Raw genomic sequence first — 18304 nt, forward strand, 5'->3', positions numbered from 1 at the left:
GCTCCCCCGTCGGCGTACCCGGCCCTGCTCTCCGCGGGCTCGGAGCGGTCGGCTCGGGTCAGGCACTGCTGTCCGGTCCGGTGGGGCGGGCCGGTATGGCATCCTCCGTCTCCGCGCGGGGTTCTCCCGTGCCGGAGGCCTCGCGTGCGGCTCCGTTCGCGCCCCCCGTGAGGTAATCCAGGCTACCTGTGATCGTCAGGAGCCGGTCGAGTGCCGGAGTGCGCTCCTCCAGATGCAGGGCGACGTGGGCCGCGTCGGTGCGGCGGCGGATCATGAGAAGGACCGACAGCCCCGTCGAGTCGACGGAGCCGAGCCCCGCGCAGCCCAGGTGCAGATCGCGCAGGCGGGGATGGTCGGTCAGCTTGCCGGTGACCGCTTCCAGGAGGATGTCGGCGTTGTCGTAGTCGAGGTCGCCGCGCAGCTCTATGCGCACGGTGGTCTCGGTGTCGCTCGCCGTCAGTCTGAGATGGCTCGATGGGTAGGTGGTCACGGGTGGTTCCTGGCGGGGGCAAAGGAAACGGGGCGGGGAGCGGCGATGCGCTCGGCGCCGCACAGCAGGAGACGGGTCGCGCGCGGGAAGTCCTTCAGTTCACCCGCCAGGAGGTCCAGGGCGGGCGGCAGACTGTGCGCGGGTACCCCGCGGGCGGTGAGGATCGAGGCGGTCCACGCGATGAAGTCGGTGAACAGGTCGGCGTCGTCGAGGTAGAGCGCGGTGGCGAGGAAGTCCACGATGTGCGCCAGATCCTCCGCCGTGCGTTCGCGCTGCACGTCGCTGTAGCTCCGTATGGCGGGGAACGCCTCGTCCAGTCCTCGCATCACCGCGCGTACGAGGGCCGGCCTCGTCCGCGTGACCATCGTGTACTCCTGGTCGTCCAGGTGCGGCAGGTCGTCCAGCTGCTGGTGGCCGGGGTGCGGCCGGGCGATGGGCACGTTTTCGATGTGGTCGGCGGCGCGGCGCGCGTCGGCGGCCCAGGCGTCCGCGCCGAGCAGTCGGGCGTAGCGTCCGCCGGGCCCGAAGGCCGCCCCGCCGGCCACGACCGGGACGCCCGCCGCCTGGCAGGCGGTGATCGTGGCGTGCGCGGTGGGCAGCCGGGTCGCGAGGGAACTGGAGAGCGCGACCAGTTCGGGGCCGGTGCGGTGCAGGTGCGCCACGAGGTGGGCGACGGGTACTTGGGCGCCCAGGTAGTCGACGCGCCAGCCCCGCAGCCTCAGCACCTCGGCGAGAAGACGGGCGGGCAGCGCGTGCCACTCCCCGTCCACACAGGCCACGGTGATCCGGCCGCGCTCGGGAGCGGTGCGCGCGGCCGGGTGCATCGAAAGGGCGGCCACGGCACGGTCGTTGATGGCGGTCGCCGCGTGCTCCTGGGCGATGCTCATCCGGTTGGCGGCCCACTCCTCGCCGACCTTGGCCTGCACCGGGGCGATCACGTCGATCAGGACGCTCTCCGGGTCGTGCCCGTCGTCCAGTGCGCGCTGCACGAGGGTGGTCGCCGTGTACTCGTCGCCCGCGAAGACGGCGTCCCACAGCTCTGCTCGCAAGACAGCCGGGTCCAAGGACACCGCGTCCAGGGGCGCCGTGCGGAGTTCTGTACTCATGCGGTGAACCTGCCCCGAGTGTGGCCGTTCACCGCACTCAGGTGGTGGTTGCGGGGCGCGGAGACGACCACGACGGCCATGTCGTCGTGCCGGCCCTTACCGACCCAGTGGGACGCCACCATCTGGACGCGTTCGACGATGCTTTCGGCCGGCATGCCCGCGCACTCGGCCAGGACGCGCCGCAGCCGCTTCTCGCCGAACATGACGTCACCCATGGGCCCGCCACGGGCTTCCGTGAACCCGTCCGTGTACAGGACGCAGGTCTCGCCCGGCGCCAGGGACAGTTCGGCCGTATCGGCGCGTACGTCGGGGATCGCACCGATCAGGGTGCCCCGGGTGTCGGCGTCCTCCACGTCGCCCGTGGCGCGCACCACCATGGGCGGGGGGTGTCCCGCGCTGGTGACACGCATGCGGACCGAGCCGCCCTCCCGTACGGCGGAGGCCAGGACGAGGGTCGCGAAGCGCGTGTGATGGGAGTTGAGGAGCGCCATGTTCAGGAGGCCGAGCATCCGCTGGTGGTCGTCGGCGAGCGGCAGCAGCGCGTGCAGGGTGTTACGGATCTTCCCGGTCAGGACGGCTGCTTCCAGGCCCTTGCCGCAGACGTCACCCAGCACCACGAGCGAGGGCGCGCCCTCGGCGATCGCGGGGTGGACGTCGTAGAAGTCCCCGCCGATCCGCTCGTGGTCCTCCGACGGGCGGTAGCCGCCCGCGAAGTCCACGCCGGACACCTGGTGGAGGGCGGGCGGGAGCAGTTCCCGCATCAGGACGTCGGTGATCGCCGACTGATCGGCGTACAGGCGGGCGGCCGACATGGCCGCGCCGGCCCGGGCCGCGAACAACCGGGCGAAGACCTCTTCTTCCGTGGTGAACGCGTCGGCGCCCGCGCGCCGCAGCAGGATCAGCGCCCCGGCGGGCACGCCATGCCCCGGAAGCGGAGTGACCACTATCGATCCGGCGGGCCCGAACCCCTCGGGCAGCACCCAGTCGGGGACGGTGGAGGGTTCCACCCAGCGCGTGGGCACCGGGGGGAAGCCCTGCAACGCCTCGGCGAGTCCCGGAACGGTCTCCGGGTCGACGCTCGCGGACGACTCGACCGGGGCACCGTCGCGCAGACACGACACGATGGGCAGCCGGCTGCCGCGCATCGGAGCGACGACGAGCACCGCGTCGGCGAGGTGCTCGGCCGCCATCTGCGCGGTGACGTGGGTGCAGCGGTCCAGATTCAGCGAGGACAGCAGCAAGTTGGAGGCCTTGCCGAGGAACGCGGTCCGTGCGCGCTCCCTGCGCAGCGCCTCCTGCGCCAGGCGCTGGTCAGTGGCGTCGACGAGCCACCACAGCACGGTGCCGGCGTCCTCCACCGTGGGGTGGGCCTCGAAGACGCGGCCGTCCACGGTGCCGGAGCGGATGGTGGGGCTCTCACCGTCGTCCTGGCGGGGAACGCGCAGCGCGGCGTGCGCGGACGCCAGCCAGGACGGGACGGCGTCCACCATCCGCACACCGGGCCGCGCCTTGGGCAGGAGCATGCCGGCTGCCTCGTTGACCAGGACGATCGCGCCCTGAAGGTCAGCTATCAGGACGGGGTAGGGGGCTTTGCTCCACAGGGAACCTCCCCTTGCGTCGACGTCGGTTACCGCGTCGGTGGTAGACACCAAATGTCGAGGATCCGCTGTGCGAATCCCTCACCTCACACCCTCATAGGAAACGTTGCCGTTCGGCAACCATCCCCCATTCACCGCCTCATGACAACCGCGCCCCCCGCCGACCGGTACCACCATTTCACCATCAACCGGACATCGCGCCGTGGTTGTCCGCGCCTTCGGGCGGCGCGTTCGCAACGGGGCACAGATGTGCGGAAGATGACGCCATGGCAGGCCCGGCCGGTCCAGCCCGGCGACGACGCTCAGAACCACACCGTGAAGGCGACGGCGACGGAGGCCTTCCTGCCCGCCGCGTCGGTGACCGTCAAGGTCGCGTTGCGTGATCCCCAGGCCGTGGGGGTACCCGAGACGACGCCGGTCGTGGAGCCGATGGTCAGCCCCGCGGGCAGGTTGGCGGCGGTGAAGGTGTACGGGCCGGTCCCGCCCGCCGCGTGCAGCGCGAGGCTGACCGGACGCCCCACGTACACGCTCTGGCTCCCCGGATCGCCGAGGGTCGGCCCACCGGTGCCGGGGGCGGTGATGGTCCAGGTGAAGCCGGCCGAGCCGGACTTGCCCGCATGGTCGGTCGCGGTGACCGTGACGGCGTACGTGCCCGTCTTCGACGGGGTGCCCGAGACTGTTCCCGTGGTCGCCTCGATGCCGAGGCCCGGAGGCAGTCCCGTCGCGCTCCATGTGTACGGTGCCGTGCCGCCCTCGGCGCTGTTGCGCAACTCCACCGCGCTGCCCGTGGGGTTGGACCTGGCGGCGACGGCGCCGACGGTGACCTCGCCCGGCTGGGACGACACGGTGGCGAGCGTCGCGCCGAACGTGGCGAGCGCCTCGTTCACGGGCTGGAAGATGGTGAACTTCTCCCCGCTCCCACTGGAGCAGGTGGCGCTTCCGCCGCCCGAGTGGAGGCCGACCGCCTTGCCGCCGGTCGCGGTCACGTAACTTCCGCCCGAGTCGCCGCCCGCGGAGCAGGCGCTCGTGTAGGAGAGCCCGTTGATGACGACGTTGCCGTAGTCGACGGTCTGGTCGACCTTCGTCACCTCGCCGCACTGGAAGCCGGTGGTCTGGCCGGAATGGCAGACGGCGGTACCGACGAGGGCGTCCTCGGAACCGGTCAGGTTCACATCGCCCTTGCCCCACCCGGACACCTTCGACGACAGGTCCCACCCCGCCTGGTCGACGTCCACGATGCCGAAGTCGCCGTCCGCGGAGTCGACGCTGCCGGTGCCGTTCTTGTTGGACGTACCCATGCGGGTGCCGTCCTTGCCGTACGCCGGCTGGTCGACGTCATTGGTGCAGTGCCCCGCCGTCAGAAACGCCTTCGCGCCGCCCGAGCGGGTGACGGGGAAGCCTATGGAGCACGGGCTCTCCGTGCCCGGCACCCATGACTCCCCGCCCACCACGGACCCACCCTGCTGACGGGGCGTGTCGCGCGACACGGTCACGCTCACCAGATCGCCGAGCGAGGCCAGCCGACTGCGCACGAGTGACGTCGCGGCGCCGGCCCGGTCGGGGTCGAGAACCACGTCGATTCGGTTGGCACGTGGGTCAGGCCCCCAGGACAGCAGGCCCGCCCCGGGGCCGCCCCAGGTGGTGATCAACCGCGTGGTGTCGGCGAGTTGAGCAGCGGAATGCCGCACCACGCGGGGAACGGCTCCCGCGCGTTCCACCGCGGCACCGTCGGCGACGGCGGTGACATCGGCGTGCAGACGGCCGTCCGCGGCGTCGAACCACAGCCCGGCGAGACGGTCGCCGAGGGTCGCACGCAGGGTCGTGGCGGACCGGTCGGCGTCACGCTCGGCGGCTATACGAAGGCGTACGCCCACGGGGGTCAGGCCGAGGTCGCGGGCCATGGCCGCCCGTACGTCCGCCGGAACCGAAGGCTCCGGCGCGAAGGCGGGCAGGGCGCGGACCGGCAGGGCGCGGGCATGGGCGGGCAGGGCTGCCAGGCCCGCGAAGGCGGCCACGGCCGCGGCCGTGGCCGCGGCGCGCCGGTAGGTCGGTGAACGCATGGGGGGACACACTCCTTTGAGGCTGGTGGTGGCCGGAGCTCGCGCGGACAGACCGGGGTTGCGCGGTGGGAGCACGAGCTGCGGCCACTGGGGTGAGCCCAGGCTCGCCGGGTCCGAGGGCACCTGAACATCCGGAAAGTCCCTTGCCGTGTTCCGCCCTGATCGACGGCCACGGACGGGACATCGGACGGCGAACACCGCGCGACAGGACGGAGAACTTCTCGACATAGGCGACAACTCACCGCCTCCACACGGGCAGTTGTGCGCGTCAGGGAACTCCCTTGCATCCGCGGCAACCTCCGCCGCTCTCTTGGCCACGGCCCGCTGGACGCCTACCGTGCGCGATGTGAGCGGTCCGAGTGGAGAAGCGAGTGGCGACACCTGCGGCAGCGGCGGCCCCGGCGGGTGGGACTCCCTCGTCCGCTCGGGCTCCGCGGCACTGAAGCGGCACGGCAGGCTCGCCGTCCACGGGCCCTGGGGTTCGGGCAAGACCACTCTGATCGGCGACCTGGTGGCGCGGACGGACCGGCGGGTACTGCGCGTGCACGCCCGGGAAGCGGACCGGCAGACACCCTGTGCCGGGCTGGCCCAACTCTGGGACGGCGCCCTGCTCGCGAGCGCGCCGCCCGCGGGCGCCCTGCTCGCGAGCGCCCTGCCTGCGGAAGATCCGGCGGCACGGCTCGGGCTGCGCGGCGCGGCGGCGCGAGCGATGGCACATCGGCCCGGAACGCTGCTCGTCGTCGAGGACGTGCAGTGGCTCGACGCGGTGACCGCCGATGTCGTGGAGTACTGCGCACGGACGCTTCCGCTCGATCTGCTCGCGGTCGTGGCGAGCGAACGGTGCGTGGAGCGGCCCGCTCGGGCAGTGGGGCTGCTGGGCGGCCATCCCTTCGTGCTCTCCGTGGAGCCGGCGAGTCTGGACGAGACGGCGTCGCTGCTCGACGGCCTGGGCCTGCCGGCCCGCTGGGCCACCGCCGTCCACCGGTACTGCGGCGGCCACCGCGCTCTGCTGGCCGCGTGCTGCGCCGACCTGAACGACGCCCGTCCGAACCCGGACGCCCCGACCGGCCATCTCGCTTCCCTGTCTCTGCGCCGGACCGACGAACTCGCCGCATCCTGGCTGGACACAGCCCCCGACGAGATCCTCGCCACCCTGCGCACCGTGGCCCTGACCCCCGACGCCGATGCCGACCTGCTGCGACGGGCCGGCTGCCCGGACGCCGAGGACCATGTGACGTACGGGCTGCGCACCGGGCTGCTGATCGCGCGGGAGCCGGCGCCGGCGCATGCATCGGCGGCCGTCCGCATACGGTTCGCGGCGCAGGCGCTGACCCGCGCCGCTCCCTTCACCACCGACGCGCGCGAGCGGCGCCGCGCCCACCGCGCCCTCGCGGGCGCCGTCCGTGATCCGGTCCGAGCGGCCTGGCACCGCGCCCTCGCCCAGGACGGCACCGACGCGGCGACGGCCCGGGACACGGCGGCCGCGGCCGTGTCGGCGCGCGCCGCGGGCGACAGCAGACTCGCCGCCGAACTCCTGCTGGCAGCGGCCCGCCTGACTCCGGTCGACCGGCACGAGATGCGACTGGAGCGGCTGACCGAGGCCGCGCGCAGCGCGGCGGTCGCAGGAGCCCGGGACCTCGCGCGTCGAGCGGCCTACGACATCGTCGAGGACCGGGGTTCACCGTCCCAGCAGGTCAGCGCGCTGCTTGCGGTCATTGACGCATACGGCCAGGATCTGACCGGCGCGGAGCCCGTCTTCACCGCGGCCCGGCGGGCCGCTGGGCCGGACCCGTCCCTGCTGGCAGCCATCGAACTGCGTGCCGCCGTGCAGGCCAACGTCGCGTCGGGCGACTCCGCGCGCGCCCTCCACCACGCGAACACGGCGGCGCTGCTGGCACGCGCCGCCGCCGACGTGGCCTTGGAGTCCGCCGCTCTGACGATGGTGGCCCGCATGGAACGTGTCCTCGGGCGCCTGGGGGCGGCGCCCGTCACCCTGGCGAGGGCGCTCGCGCTCGGCGTTGCGCCGCTGCGCATGGGCATCCGCAACAGCCCCGAGTACCTGGCCGCACGCCATGCCGTGTTCGACGGCCGGCTCCCGCAGGCGCGGGCCGCCCTGATGGATCTGCTGCCGCTCGCCCTGGCCGCGGGATGCGCGGAGGACCTCGCGGAGGTGTGGCGCAGTCTGGCCGAGGTCGACTCGGCGCTCGGCGCGTGTTCCCGCGCCCTGCGATGGGCCGACAGCGCCTTGTCCGTCACGGCGACCGCGGACCTGTCACCGGGGCCTGCCTGGTACACGACCGCGCTGGCCCACAGTCACGGAGGCTCGTTCGGGCAGGCGTTGCAGTACGCGACGTGGGCCCTGCGGGCCTCCCGCGCCGAGCATGACGCGCTGCACACCACCCGCAGCCTGTGGATCATGGGAGCCGTCCATCTGCACAGCGGACACGCCGACCGGGCCGCAGCGGCGCTCGCGGAGGTGGCCGACCTGGAGGAGCAGTCGGGCGCCCATGATCCCGCGGTGCTGCGCTGGCAGGCCGACGCCGTCGAGGCCTTCGCGTCCGCGGGGCGGCTCCCCCGTGCGTACGCCCTGCTCGACCGCATGCAGCACACGGTCACACCGCACGGCGCCCATGCGATGCTGCGGGCCGCGCTGACCCGATCGCGCGCCCTGTGCCTGCACCACGACGGCGACAGCGACGGCGCCGTGGAACTCCTCGACGACACCACGCGCGCTTTCAACGCCTTGGGTACGCCCGTGGAGGAGGGGCGCACCCTGCTCCTCCGCGGCCGTGTCGAACGACGCCGACGCCGCTCCGCCGCCGCCCGTACCGCCTGGGAGCAGGCACACGCCCTCTTCGAGAGCGCGGACGCCCTGCCCTGGGCGGCGCTCGCCGAAGAGCACCTCGTACGCCTTGCGGGACTGCCTTCGGGCTCGGGCGGTGGCGCCGCGCGGCCCGCGCCCGGCATACACCTGACAGCCCATGAACTCCGTCTCGCGGGGCTGATCTGCTCCGGTTGCACCAATCAGGAGGCCGCCCAGCAGATGTTCGTCTCCCGCAAGACGGTGGAGTCGACGCTCAGCCGCATCTACCGCAAGCTCGGCGTCCGCAACCGCACCCAGCTCACCGCCGTCCTGACGCCGTCGGCGGGGATGTGACACGACGCTGCCGCCGTCCTGACGCCGCCGGCCGAGAGGCGACACGACGCTGCCGACGCCGGACGGACCCGGTGCCGGCATGGGCCCGCCGACGCCGGAGAGCCGGACGGCCGGACGTCAGTGCGCCGCGCGCTCGCCCTGGACGTACGGGTCCGTATCGATGTCGTAGGTGCCGGCGTGCAGGGACAGCTGATCCACGATCCGCTCCCACTCGGCCAGTTCGGCGAGACGCCGCCCGCCGTCGGCCTGGTCCTCCTGGCCTTCCGCCTCGTCCTCCGACGGGCTGTCGGGCGCGGCGGCGAGACGCCGGAACGCCTGGGCGGCCTCATGGTGTCCCATCCCCTGGGCCTGGCGGCGCACGGCCTCACGCCCGGCCCGCTCCGCCTCCGTGGGCCCCTCGGCCTCCGGGTCGGGCTCGGGCAGCGGCTGCTCGTACGTCATGTGCCGTCCTGCTTTCTGCTGAATCGCGGGTCCAATTGCTTGCCTCTGGTCAACGCACTGAACCATACGAGGAGTTCCGCGAAGCTCAGTGCACCGGGAAACCGAACGAGTACCCCTGCTGCTTGAGCTTGGGCAGCAGCCTGCGCAGCGCCTGGAGGGTCTGGCTGCGGTCGCCGCCCGCGTCGTGGAAGAGGACCGTCGGCCCGTTGGGCAGCTCGCGCTCGACGGTGGCCACGATGGTGTTCACGCCCGGACGCTCGAAGTCCTTGCTGTCCACGTTCCAGCCCAGCGGACGCATGCCGCGGGAGGCGGCGAGCTGCCGGCTGTAGGGGGTGAAGGCCCCGCCGGGCGCGCGGTAGTACAGGGGCCGGACGCCGCCGGACGCCTTGGTGATCATGCTCTCGGCGTCGAGGATCTGCTGCGACTGGTAGGCCTGGGACGCCTTGTCCATGGCGGTGTTGTGCGAAACGGTGTGGTCGCAAAGACGGTGCCCGGCGGCGACCACCTTCTTCACGAGGTCCGGGTGTGCCTGCGCCTGTGTCCCCACCATGCAGAAGGTCGCCTTGACCCCGAACTCCCGCAGCAAATCCAGGACTTGAGGGGTCCAGGCGGGGTCGGGGCCGTCGTCGATGGTGATGTTGACGCCGCGCGGGCCGGCGTCCGAGGAGTGGGCGATGGTGTCCGCGACCGGCTTGAGGCCGGCTGCCGGGGCGGCCGAGGCGGAGCCCTTGGGCGGCGGGGTGTCCGCGGTGCCGGCCTGCGCGGTCCACACCGAAACGCCCGTGGCGAGCAACGTCACTCCGAGCGCCGCCCCCGTGACCTTGCCGTACCAGCCCCGCCCACCGCCGTGCCGTGCCATGTCCCGCCCCATTCGCGCAGTCCCTCACCGAACCCGGTCGCCGTCCGACCACCCCACAGGACGAGCCAACCGGGCCAAGGGGATGCCTCTGTTACGAAGCGCGGACAAGTTCGTGGGAGCGCACGGACAACCCGGCGTGAACCACGCCCGGAAAAGCACCACTTGACCCGCTTGGATCTGGCACCCCATCACGCTCCCGCCCTGCGGCACCACATCGCCCGCCCGCCCCGCGGCACCACGCCCGCCCCGCGCGCTCTGCGGCACGACACCCGCCGCGAGCGCTCCGCGGAGCCCGCCGTCCGTCCTCGTCGGCGACGAAGACGTCCGACCCTGCCCGCACCCCCGCCGACGCGCGGCCGGACACAAACTCCTGCCGCATCCCTGTGCAACGGACTTACCTCTTGGTAACTTACAGCCCCCGTTACCTCTAGTAACACGTGCGTCGCTCATCCCCCAGGTCCATCCAGCGAGCCGAGGTATTCATGCCCACAACCGCCGTACGCCACTTGGCCACCGCAGCCATCACGGCCCTGACCGTCGCCGCCCTGCCGGTCTCGGCCGCCGCGGCCGCTCCGTCCGCACCCTCCTCCGCCCCCGCGGCCTCCTCCGCCCCGTCCGTGGTGGCGAAGGCCGCCGGGAGCGATCCCTTCTACGCCTACGACGGCAGTGAGCCCCTGTCCTCGTTCGCGCCCGGCACGGTGTTGAAGACGCGGACGCTTCAATACCACGTCCTCGGCATCCCCACGCCGGTCAAGGCCGTTCAGCTGCTGTTCCGCACGACCGACGCCCAGGGCCGTCCCTCCGTAGGCGTGACCTCGGTGGTGCGCAGCCCGGGCGGCGACGGCAGCAAGGCCGTCTCCTACCAGTCGGCGTACGACTCACTGAACCCCGCGGACGGCCCGTCCAGGGCGATCGCCGGCAATGTCAGCCTCGGGGGTGTGCTGCCCAACGCGGAAGCCCTCGTCCTGGTGCCGTTCCTGCTCCAGGGATACGACGTGGTCGTGCCGGACACCGAGGGGCAGAGCGCCGATTTCGCGGCCGGTCCCGAGTACGGCACCACCACGCTCGACTCGATCCGCGCCGTCGGCAGATCCCCCGAGACCGGCATGAACGCCTCCACGCGGTTCGGTCTCATCGGATACTCGGGCGGCGCCATCGCGACCCAGTGGGCGGCCACCCTGGCGCCGAGCTACGCGCCGGACGTCAACCGCAACCTGGTGGGCTTCACCGAGGGCGGGCTCCTCGTCGACCCGGCGCACAACCTCAAGTACGTGGACGGGAGCGCCATCTGGGCCGGCGTCATCCCCATGGCGCTCATCGGCGCCTCGCGCTCGTTCGGCATCGACCTCAAGCCCTACATGAGCAGCTACGGTCTGGAGGTGTACAGCAAGCTGGAGAACGGGTCGATCGTCAACGCGCTCGGCCAGTACCCCGGCCTGACGTGGAAGAAGCTGGCGAAGCCGGAGTACGCCGACCCGAACTCCGTGCCGGAGTTCCTCCAGGCCGTCAACAAGCTGAACCTCGGCTCGGCGGCCACTCCGACCGTCCCCGGGTTCATCGCGCAGGGCAACGGCGGTGTGCTGGAGGGAACCTTCAGCAACCTGCCGGGCATCGGGACCGGCGACGGCGTCATGGTCGCCGGCGACGTACGTACGCTGGCACGCCAGTACTGCGACACCGGCAACAAGGCGATCAAGTACCAGCAGTACGGCGTGCTGAGTCATGTCGGCGCCATCGTGCCCTGGGCCCCCCAGGCGCTGGGCTGGCTCAATGACCGCTTCGCGGGCAAGAGCGCGCCCTCCGACTGCGGGCGCATCCCCGCGGGCAACTCGCTCGCCCCGGAGAAGCCGGCCTCCTGAAGGCTCACGCGTCCCGCTCGCGCCCGGGCCTCGCCCCATGCGCGAGCGGGGCCAGCGCGGCACGGGGTCAGCGCGGACCGGGGCCCGCGCGGACCGGGGTGAGCGCGGACCGGGGTGAGCGCGGACCGGGGCCCGCTCAGAGCGCCTCGGGGAGCCTTACCTCCAGTACGCCGTCCTCGGTCAGCCGGGTCTCGAAGGTGGGCTGGGGTGCCGTGGCCGGCCCTCCTACGTTCTGGCCGTCGGCCAGACGGAAGACACTGCCGTGCCACGGGCACTCGACACACCCATCGGCGATCTTGCCCTGGGACAGCGGGCCGGCCATGTGACTGCACCGGTCGACGAGCACATGAAACGCGCCGTCCGGCTCCTTCACCACGAGCAGGGCGACCTCGCCGAGCATGCGCCGGGCAGCCTCGCCCTCAGTGAACTCCGCGGCGCTGCCCACCGGGTGCCACCCCGGTTCCACCAGGTGGTCGACGGGTTCCGTCTTGTTGGAGCCGACCGCCTGCCGGAAGGCGAGGTGGCCGCCGATCATGCCGCCGACGCTGGCCACGGTCAGCCCGGCGAACCCGAGCAGCCGGCCGAGCACCGGCTTGCCGCGGCCCCGGACGACCCACGAACCTGCGTACAGACCGATGGCCACACCGTTGGACGCCGCGTGCACCACGCCGGTACGCAGCTGTCGCTCGGGCTGCTCGGCCCAGTCCACCCACCCCGCCCAGGCCGCGGGGACGGCCGAGACCACGCCCATGCCCACCAGAAGCCGCGCATGACGCCCGGCCCCGGGCAGCAGGTCGAGTACCGCGGCGGACGTCCACGAGCCGATGGGCACCTGGACCAGCACGGGGTGGAGCGGATGCCCGATCGGGCGGCCCTGGAGAACGGCACGGTACGGCCCCAGAGGCGCCGCCCGTACGGCCTTCTGCAACGGGCCGATGATCCTGTCCAGCTGCTTGAGTTCGCCGAGCGAGTCCAGCGCCTTGAGCAGGGACTGCAACGTGACATCACACCCTTCCCCATGGCCTCGTCCCGGGGAGCCCGCCCCGGCCGGCACCGACTTCGCTGACAGGAATCGCATGGGAACCGGTTAACCCCTGGGGCCCACGACCAAACGGCCAAGCGGCCACTTCTACCCGGACACGAGCCTCGTCGGCGCACCGGCCCCCGCCCGCTGGCGGGTTCGCGGAGGAGCTGGTACAGGGACGCGCGCCGCGGGACAGAAGCGACCGGCGGCCGAACGGCCGGAATTCCCAAATCTTCTCTCAAGTACCAGCACTTCGAAGCAACAAACATTGACGAAACCAAACAGCGGGTCTACGTTCCAACCCTGCCGCACCCTGGCAACTCGCGTGTCACGCCAACCTTTTGAGGCCCCCTCATCCCCTCAGGAGCACCGCATGCGCAGAACGCCTCTCTCGCCCGCCCGGCCGCAGCCGCACGCCCCGGACAACGACCGTCGCGCCCGCGCGTGGCGGGCCGTGCTCTCCGTCCTCGCCGTCCTGTCCGTCGTGCTGGGCACGCTCCTCGCGCTGCCCGCCGCGTCACAGGCCGCGCCTTCCTTACCGTGCGACATCTACGGCAGCGCCGGCACCCCGTGCGTCGCGGCGCACAGCACAACCCGTGCCCTCATCGGCTCCTACAACGGCGCCCTGTACCAGGTGAAGCGGGCCTCCGACGGGGCCGTATCGGACATCGGGCTCCTGTCCCCCGGCGGATACGCCAACGCCGCCGCCCAGGACGCCTTCTGCCGCGCCACCACCTGCTCGATCAGCAAGGTCTACGACCAGACCGCGCGCCACAACGACCTCCTGCCCGGTCCCGCGGGCACCGCGGGCATGGGGGCCGACCGGGGCGCCGACGCCTCCGAGATCGCGGTGACGGCAGGCGGACACAAGGTGTACGGCATCTGGATCTCGCCCGGCGTCGGCTACCGCTCCAGCGGCCAGGCGTCGGGCACCGCCGTCAACGGCCAGGCCGAGGGCGCCTACATGGTCGCCAGCGGCACCCACGTGGGCTCCGCCTGCTGCTTCGACTACGGCAACGCGGAGCGCACCCCCGCCGACACCGGCAACGGCCACATGGACGCCGTGTCCATCGCCACCACCTGCTACTTCGCTCCTTGCACCGGATCGGGGCCCTGGGTGGAGGCCGACCTGGAGAACGGCATGTTCCAGGGGGCCAACGGCTCCAACACCGTCAACCTGGGCAACGGCACCGCGTACGTCACCGCGGTGCTCAAGAACAACGGCCGGACCACGTACGCGCTCAAGGGCGGCAACGCCCAGTCGGGCGCCCTGTCGACCTGGTGGGAGGGCGCGCTGCCCAACCGCGGCGGGTATCAGCCGATGCAGCAGGAAGGCGGCATCATCCTGGGCACCGGCGGTGACAACAGCAACTGGAACCGCGGCACCTTCTTCGAGGGTGTGATGGTCGCCGGCTATCCCACCGGCTCCACGGAGGACGCCGTACAGGCCGACATCACCTCCGTCGGATACACGGGCCAGACCGACGAACCCAACGGCGACCAGCGGAAGTTCACCGGTCCCGGCGGCACCTGCGTGGACGTGGCGGCCGACGACACCGGGACCGCCGGTGCCGCGGTGCAGCTGTGGGCCTGCCAGAAGTACGCCGAGGACCAGCACTGGGCGCACCTCGCCGACGGAACGCTGCGCACCCTGGGGCGCTGCCTGGACATCAACGGCAACGGCACGGCCGGCGGCACCAAGGTCGAGCTGTGGGACTGCAACGGCGTCGGCGGTCAGAACTGGGTGGCCCGCTCGGACGGCTCCTTCTTCAACCCGCAGTCCGGCCGGTGCCTCGACTCCCCGAGCGGCGCGACCGCCAACGGCACCCGGCTCCAGATCTGGGACTGCAACGGCAGCGGGGCCCAGAAGTTCCAGCTCGGCTGAGCCTCCCAACTGGCCTGCACAGGCGGTCGGTTCGGCCGACTGACTACAACGGGCGCGGCTGCGAGGTGAGATCGCAGACCACTCCGAAGTGGTCGGACGGCCACACCGTCCGTCGGCCCGTGCGCACCGGTGTGGTGAACGCCAACTCGGCGCGTTCCGCCCGCAGTCCGTCGGTGAGGACGAAGTCGATGCGCCGCGCGGGTTCGCGGTCTTTGCGGGCGAACCCGTTGGCGGGCGTGAAGGTATGGCCCGGTCCGGCGCCCGCGGACGCCCACGCGTCCGTGAGCCGGCCGGTCAGCCACCGGATCTCCTCGGTGTCCGGAGCCGCGTTGAGGTCGGCCAGGACCACGACGTCCCGCCGCTCGCTTCCCGACGCGAGCTCCGCCAGAGACCGCACCTGCCGCTGCCGGATCTGCGTGTGCTCCCACTCCCAGGTCAGATGGGTGACGAGTACGGTCGTCGAGCCGACCTCCGCGCGCAGCACCGACCGGGGCTCGACGCCGGCCGGGGTGGGCAGCGGGAGCACCTCGTAGCGTGTGACGGGCTCCCGGCTGAGCAGGGCGTTGCCCTGGACGGCACGGTTGCGCCGCGTGGCGGCCGGTGCGTACGTGACGTGGTAGCCCAGGGCGTCGGCGATCTGCTCCGCCTGGCACCGCGACCCTTTGCGCCACACCTCTTGCAGGCCCACGATGTCGGGCGTGAGACGGGCGAGTTCGGCCCGGACAAGCGGCAGGCGGCGCCACCAGACAGAGCCCCGCCCCCAGATGTTGAGCGTGACAGCACGCACCACCGTGTCCATCTCCCCACCATACGCATCGGGAGACCCCGCGTGGAGCCGGCCCGAGGCGGACCCGAGGCGGACCCGAGGCGGACCCGAGGCGGAGGGGAGTGGTCAGTCGAGGAGGAGGGGGTTGGGGAGGCGGGCCGCGGGGTGCATGCGCAGGAGGGTGTGGAGGACTCCGGCGAGGCCGGACATGAGGCTCGGCGAGAACGCCTCGCGGGCCAGGCCGCCGACCGGGCCGCGCTGTTCGAGGCCGGTGAGGATCTCGGCGTCGAGGTCGGCGGGGTCGCCGTACTTCATGGAGGTCAGGAACTCCCAGGAGCCAAGGTCGCCGTGGCACAGGGTGTGGCTCCACCCGAAGCCTTCCGCCGCGCAGGCGTCGGCGGCCCGTCGGGCCATGTCGAGGTGGGCGGGGTCGCCGGTGCGCTGGTGGAGGTCGAGCATGCCGATGCCGATGCCCGCGCTGCCATGGCACCAGCTGGTGAAGAAGTCCTCCTCGGCGCCGATGCGCACATCGAGCCAGTTGCTGTCATCGGGTCGGTAGAGCGACTCCTGGTAGGCGAAGGCCCGCTCGGCGAGACGGCTCCAGTCGTGCCGGTCGGCCGCGGAGCCCGCGTCGGTGAGGGCGAGCCGGCTCAGCGCCCAGCCGATGCCGGTGGCGCCGTGCGCGAAGCCGCCGATGCCCTCCGGGTTGAGGCGGGTCGGCCAACGGGCGCCCGCGGCGTCGGTCACCGCGAGCCCGGCGAGGCGGCGGCCGATGTGGGCGGCGGCGCCGAGCCAGCGGTCCTGCCCGGTGGCGGCGGCCAGGTCGAGCAGGGGCACGATCGCACCGGCCGTCCCGTTGAGGAGGTCCACTTCCGCGTCGTCCTCGACCAGTGGCCCCTCCGTGAGCAGCGCGGCACGCTCGCAGGCCCGCCGCACCAGCCAGTCCTCGCTCAGTACGCGGTGGAGCGCCAGCCATGTCCACACCTGTGAGGCGGCGCCGCTGAAGGCTCCGGCCGACGGTGTGGGTGTCCGGTCCTCCGTGGCCATGAGCACCCGCAGGGCGCCCTCGAACGTCTCGTCCACGCCCGGCACATGGTCCGCGCGCCCGGCCCGTACTTCGCTCGCGTACTCGGCGAGGGTGAGCGTCACGCCGCCCTGGCCGGTGTAGAGGTCGGCGGGCAGTACCCTGATCGACCAGCCGGCGGGGGTGAAGACGGGGCTGATCCAGGTGGCCGTGGCGTCCTCGCCGCGTACCGCGCCGTCGCACAGCCGGCGCACCATCTGGGCGGCGAGCGCGCGCCGGCGGCGCTCGCGGTCGCGGGCGTGCGGGTCGACGGCGGCGGCCTGCACCCGGGTGGGCAGCGAACGCTCGTTGAGGTAGGCGCCCACCAGCGCGTCCTGGATCACCGCCTCCTCAAGGGCCAGGTCGGCGGTGCGCCAGTCCTCGATGGTGGCGCGCACGGCGTCCGCGTCCACGGTGAAGCCGAACATCGGCACGTCGCCGATGAGCAGGTCGGCGATCTCGCCGTCGATGGCTGCGCGGTCGGTCGGCGCGCCGGGCAGAACGTCGGCGTTGCGCCGCAGGATGTCCCCGGCGCGCTCGACCGCTGCGGCCTCGTCGTGCAGGGAGGCCGGGTGCCACAGCATGCGGCCGATGTCGACGTACGCCTGGGTCGGGCGCAGGATCCGCCGGGCCCGGGCGCCCTCGAAGCGGCGCAGCAGGCGGTACGGGTCGGTCCCGGGGCGGCGCAGATGCGCGGTCATGTCGCGGAACCCGGAAAGGACGCGGTCCCAGTAGGTGCTCAGGGCGGGCGTGGCCGCGGGATGGTTGCCCGCGGCGGGCATGGCCACCAGGTCCACCTCGAAGCGTGCCGCGTTGGTGCCGCCGTCGGCGATCACGGGGTGCGGGATAAGCGGCTGCTGGCCGGGCAGGGCGCCGATTCCGGAGATGTCGACGCCGCCGAGCGCGAAGCCGGTGCCGCGTACGGGCAGGAGTCCGGTGCGCAGCACGGTGCGGCGGATGGCCGCGGCCGCCACGTCCACGGCGTCGCCCCGGCCGCCGGGCGGGAAGGGAGCGGGGGCGTCGAAGAGTGTCTCGGCGTCCACGATCACCGGCACGGACCCTGCGGCGATCATGTTCTCGGCGTGCATGTCGGTGCCGCCGGTGAAGCGGAGCACGGCCAGCCAGTGCCCGAGGTTGCGGTAGAAGACGGCGAGTTCGGCTTCGTCCGTGCAGTAGCGGTGCTGGATGAACTCGGCCCAGCCGTAGCCGTCGCGGGCCAGTGTCCTGGGCACGCGGATGCGTTGACCGGGCGCGGGGGCGCCGGGCAGGCCGTCGAACACGTCGTCCAGGAACGCGCCGAGCGCCACGTCGGCTTCGGACGGCCGGGGTTTGTACATCACGGTCCCGCCGACGAAGTCGGCCCGGCTGACGGTGAGTCCGCCCTGATGGGAATCGCCCGCTCCGAAGGTGATGGCCCGCAACTCCCCAGCGGGGGCGCCGGGGAGCGGGCTCAGCAGGGCGCGGTCCGCGGCCAGCCGCTCCGCGAAGCCCGCCGTGGCCGCCACCGAGAGCCGCGCCACGGACGCGACGCGCGCGCCCACGGTCGGGTACCGGTCGGCGATCCGGCCGAGGTAGCCGTCCTCGCTCGCCTGCTCGATGAACGCGTCCCAGGCCGCCGTGCGGGCGTCTGCTCCTGGCACGCTGTCCGCACCCGTTTCGGCCAGGCGCAGCGCGTGGAGTTCGATGAGGAACAGGCGGGACAGTTTGGCGTGCAGTGAGCGGAGGAGCGCTTGGTGGCCCGCCTGCAGGAGTACGTCCCTCTCCTGCTGCCCCAGTGTCCTCACCGCGGCCAGCCGCCGGGCGAGTTCGTCCCGCCAGGGGCGGGCGATGGCGCGTACGGGCCGGGTGAAGTGTTCCGTGTCGTCCGTCGTCGAAGACCTGGTTCCGCTCACCGTCAACCGTCCCTGTCTCGGCGGGAGTCGGCGCCGCTCGGCGCCCTGGAGGAGCCCGCGTGGCGGGCGGCCGGTCACGTAGCGGGCCCCTTGTGGGACGTCGT

General features: G+C 72.6%; 12 protein-coding genes. 3 read left to right on the top strand and 9 right to left on the bottom strand.

Going from position 1 to position 18304, the window contains the following annotated elements:
- Positions 1 to 58: 58 nt before the first annotated feature.
- The 4 genes from AB0D31_RS12225 to AB0D31_RS12240 all read right to left on the bottom strand — a co-directional run bounded on the left by AB0D31_RS12225 (position 59) and on the right by AB0D31_RS12240 (position 5254).
- Positions 59 to 490 carry an STAS domain-containing protein gene (locus AB0D31_RS12225; protein WP_362720668.1) on the bottom strand — a complete coding sequence of 144 codons (432 nt, stop codon included), beginning with the start codon at positions 488 to 490 and terminating at the stop codon, positions 59 to 61.
- On the bottom strand, positions 487 to 1596 hold the full coding sequence (locus AB0D31_RS12230) for a B12-binding domain-containing protein (RefSeq protein ID WP_362720671.1): 1110 nt from the start codon (positions 1594 to 1596) through the stop codon (positions 487 to 489). Before AB0D31_RS12230 ends, AB0D31_RS12225 begins: the two co-directional genes overlap by 4 nt.
- Positions 1593 to 3119: a PP2C family protein-serine/threonine phosphatase gene (locus AB0D31_RS12235; RefSeq protein ID WP_362720787.1), complete on the bottom strand. Its 1527-nt coding sequence runs from the start codon at positions 3117 to 3119 to the stop codon at positions 1593 to 1595. Before AB0D31_RS12235 ends, AB0D31_RS12230 begins: the two co-directional genes overlap by 4 nt.
- 377 nt (positions 3120 to 3496) lie before the next feature.
- Positions 3497 to 5254, bottom strand: a complete 1758-nt coding sequence (locus AB0D31_RS12240) for a putative Ig domain-containing protein (protein WP_362720674.1) — start codon at positions 5252 to 5254, stop codon at positions 3497 to 3499.
- Positions 5255 to 5600: 346 nt separating this feature from the next.
- On the opposite strand from AB0D31_RS12240, the gene AB0D31_RS12245 reads away from it, so the two are divergent.
- Entirely contained in the window at positions 5601 to 8411 is a 2811-nt protein-coding gene (locus AB0D31_RS12245) for a LuxR family transcriptional regulator (protein WP_362720677.1), read from the top strand.
- A gap of 117 nt (positions 8412 to 8528) precedes the next feature.
- On the opposite strand, the gene AB0D31_RS12250 is transcribed toward AB0D31_RS12245, so the two are convergent.
- Together AB0D31_RS12250 and AB0D31_RS12255 are read right to left on the bottom strand one after the other, a co-directional pair.
- On the bottom strand, positions 8529 to 8852 hold the full coding sequence (locus AB0D31_RS12250) for a hypothetical protein (RefSeq protein WP_362720680.1): 324 nt from the start codon (positions 8850 to 8852) through the stop codon (positions 8529 to 8531).
- An 85-nt stretch (positions 8853 to 8937) separates the two neighbouring features.
- Positions 8938 to 9711, bottom strand: a complete 774-nt coding sequence (locus AB0D31_RS12255) for a polysaccharide deacetylase family protein (protein ID WP_362720683.1) — start codon at positions 9709 to 9711, stop codon at positions 8938 to 8940.
- 482 nt (positions 9712 to 10193) lie between these two features.
- Here AB0D31_RS12255 and AB0D31_RS12260 point away from each other — a divergent pair, with 482 nt between their 5' ends.
- Positions 10194 to 11570 carry a lipase family protein gene (locus tag AB0D31_RS12260; RefSeq protein WP_362720686.1) on the top strand — a complete coding sequence of 459 codons (1377 nt, stop codon included), beginning with the start codon at positions 10194 to 10196 and terminating at the stop codon, positions 11568 to 11570.
- Positions 11571 to 11706: 136 nt separating this feature from the next.
- Here the strand turns inward: AB0D31_RS12260 and AB0D31_RS12265 are convergent, their stop codons facing one another.
- Entirely contained in the window at positions 11707 to 12567 is an 861-nt protein-coding gene (locus AB0D31_RS12265; RefSeq protein WP_362720689.1) for a Rieske 2Fe-2S domain-containing protein, read from the bottom strand.
- Between the two features lie 400 nt (positions 12568 to 12967).
- On the opposite strand from AB0D31_RS12265, the gene AB0D31_RS12270 reads away from it, so the two are divergent.
- Entirely contained in the window at positions 12968 to 14479 is a 1512-nt protein-coding gene (locus tag AB0D31_RS12270; RefSeq protein WP_362720692.1) for an arabinofuranosidase catalytic domain-containing protein, read from the top strand.
- Between the two features lie 43 nt (positions 14480 to 14522).
- On the opposite strand, the gene AB0D31_RS12275 is transcribed toward AB0D31_RS12270, so the two are convergent.
- Both AB0D31_RS12275 and AB0D31_RS12280 read right to left on the bottom strand, forming a co-directional pair.
- The gene (locus AB0D31_RS12275) at positions 14523 to 15278 is read right to left on the bottom strand and encodes an endonuclease/exonuclease/phosphatase family protein (RefSeq protein WP_362720695.1); all 756 of its coding nucleotides are present in this window, start codon (positions 15276 to 15278) and stop codon (positions 14523 to 14525) included.
- A 93-nt stretch (positions 15279 to 15371) separates the two neighbouring features.
- Positions 15372 to 18200, bottom strand: a complete 2829-nt coding sequence (locus AB0D31_RS12280; RefSeq protein WP_362720698.1) for a type 2 lanthipeptide synthetase LanM family protein — start codon at positions 18198 to 18200, stop codon at positions 15372 to 15374.
- Positions 18201 to 18304: the final 104 nt, after the last annotated feature.

The organism is Streptomyces sp. NPDC048361, assembly GCF_040651795.1.
Classification (GTDB): Bacteria; Actinomycetota; Actinomycetes; order Streptomycetales; family Streptomycetaceae; genus Streptomyces.

What these genes read in the sequence shown, in the direction of transcription:
- AB0D31_RS12230 (WP_362720671.1), bottom strand. Translation starts at nt 1,596, where the DNA reads ATGAGTACAGAACTCCGCACGGCGCCCCTGGACGCGGTGTCCTTGGAC.
- AB0D31_RS12235 (WP_362720787.1), bottom strand. Translation starts at nt 3,119, where the DNA reads ATGCTCCTGCCCAAGGCGCGGCCCGGTGTGCGGATGGTGGACGCCGTC.
- AB0D31_RS12240 (WP_362720674.1), bottom strand. Translation starts at nt 5,254, where the DNA reads ATGCGTTCACCGACCTACCGGCGCGCCGCGGCCACGGCCGCGGCCGTG.
- AB0D31_RS12250 (WP_362720680.1), bottom strand. Translation starts at nt 8,852, where the DNA reads ATGACGTACGAGCAGCCGCTGCCCGAGCCCGACCCGGAGGCCGAGGGG.
- AB0D31_RS12255 (WP_362720683.1), bottom strand. Translation starts at nt 9,711, where the DNA reads ATGGCACGGCACGGCGGTGGGCGGGGCTGGTACGGCAAGGTCACGGGG.
- AB0D31_RS12260 (WP_362720686.1), top strand. Translation starts at nt 10,194, where the DNA reads ATGCCCACAACCGCCGTACGCCACTTGGCCACCGCAGCCATCACGGCC.
- AB0D31_RS12270 (WP_362720692.1), top strand. Translation starts at nt 12,968, where the DNA reads ATGCGCAGAACGCCTCTCTCGCCCGCCCGGCCGCAGCCGCACGCCCCG.
- AB0D31_RS12275 (WP_362720695.1), bottom strand. Translation starts at nt 15,278, where the DNA reads ATGGACACGGTGGTGCGTGCTGTCACGCTCAACATCTGGGGGCGGGGC.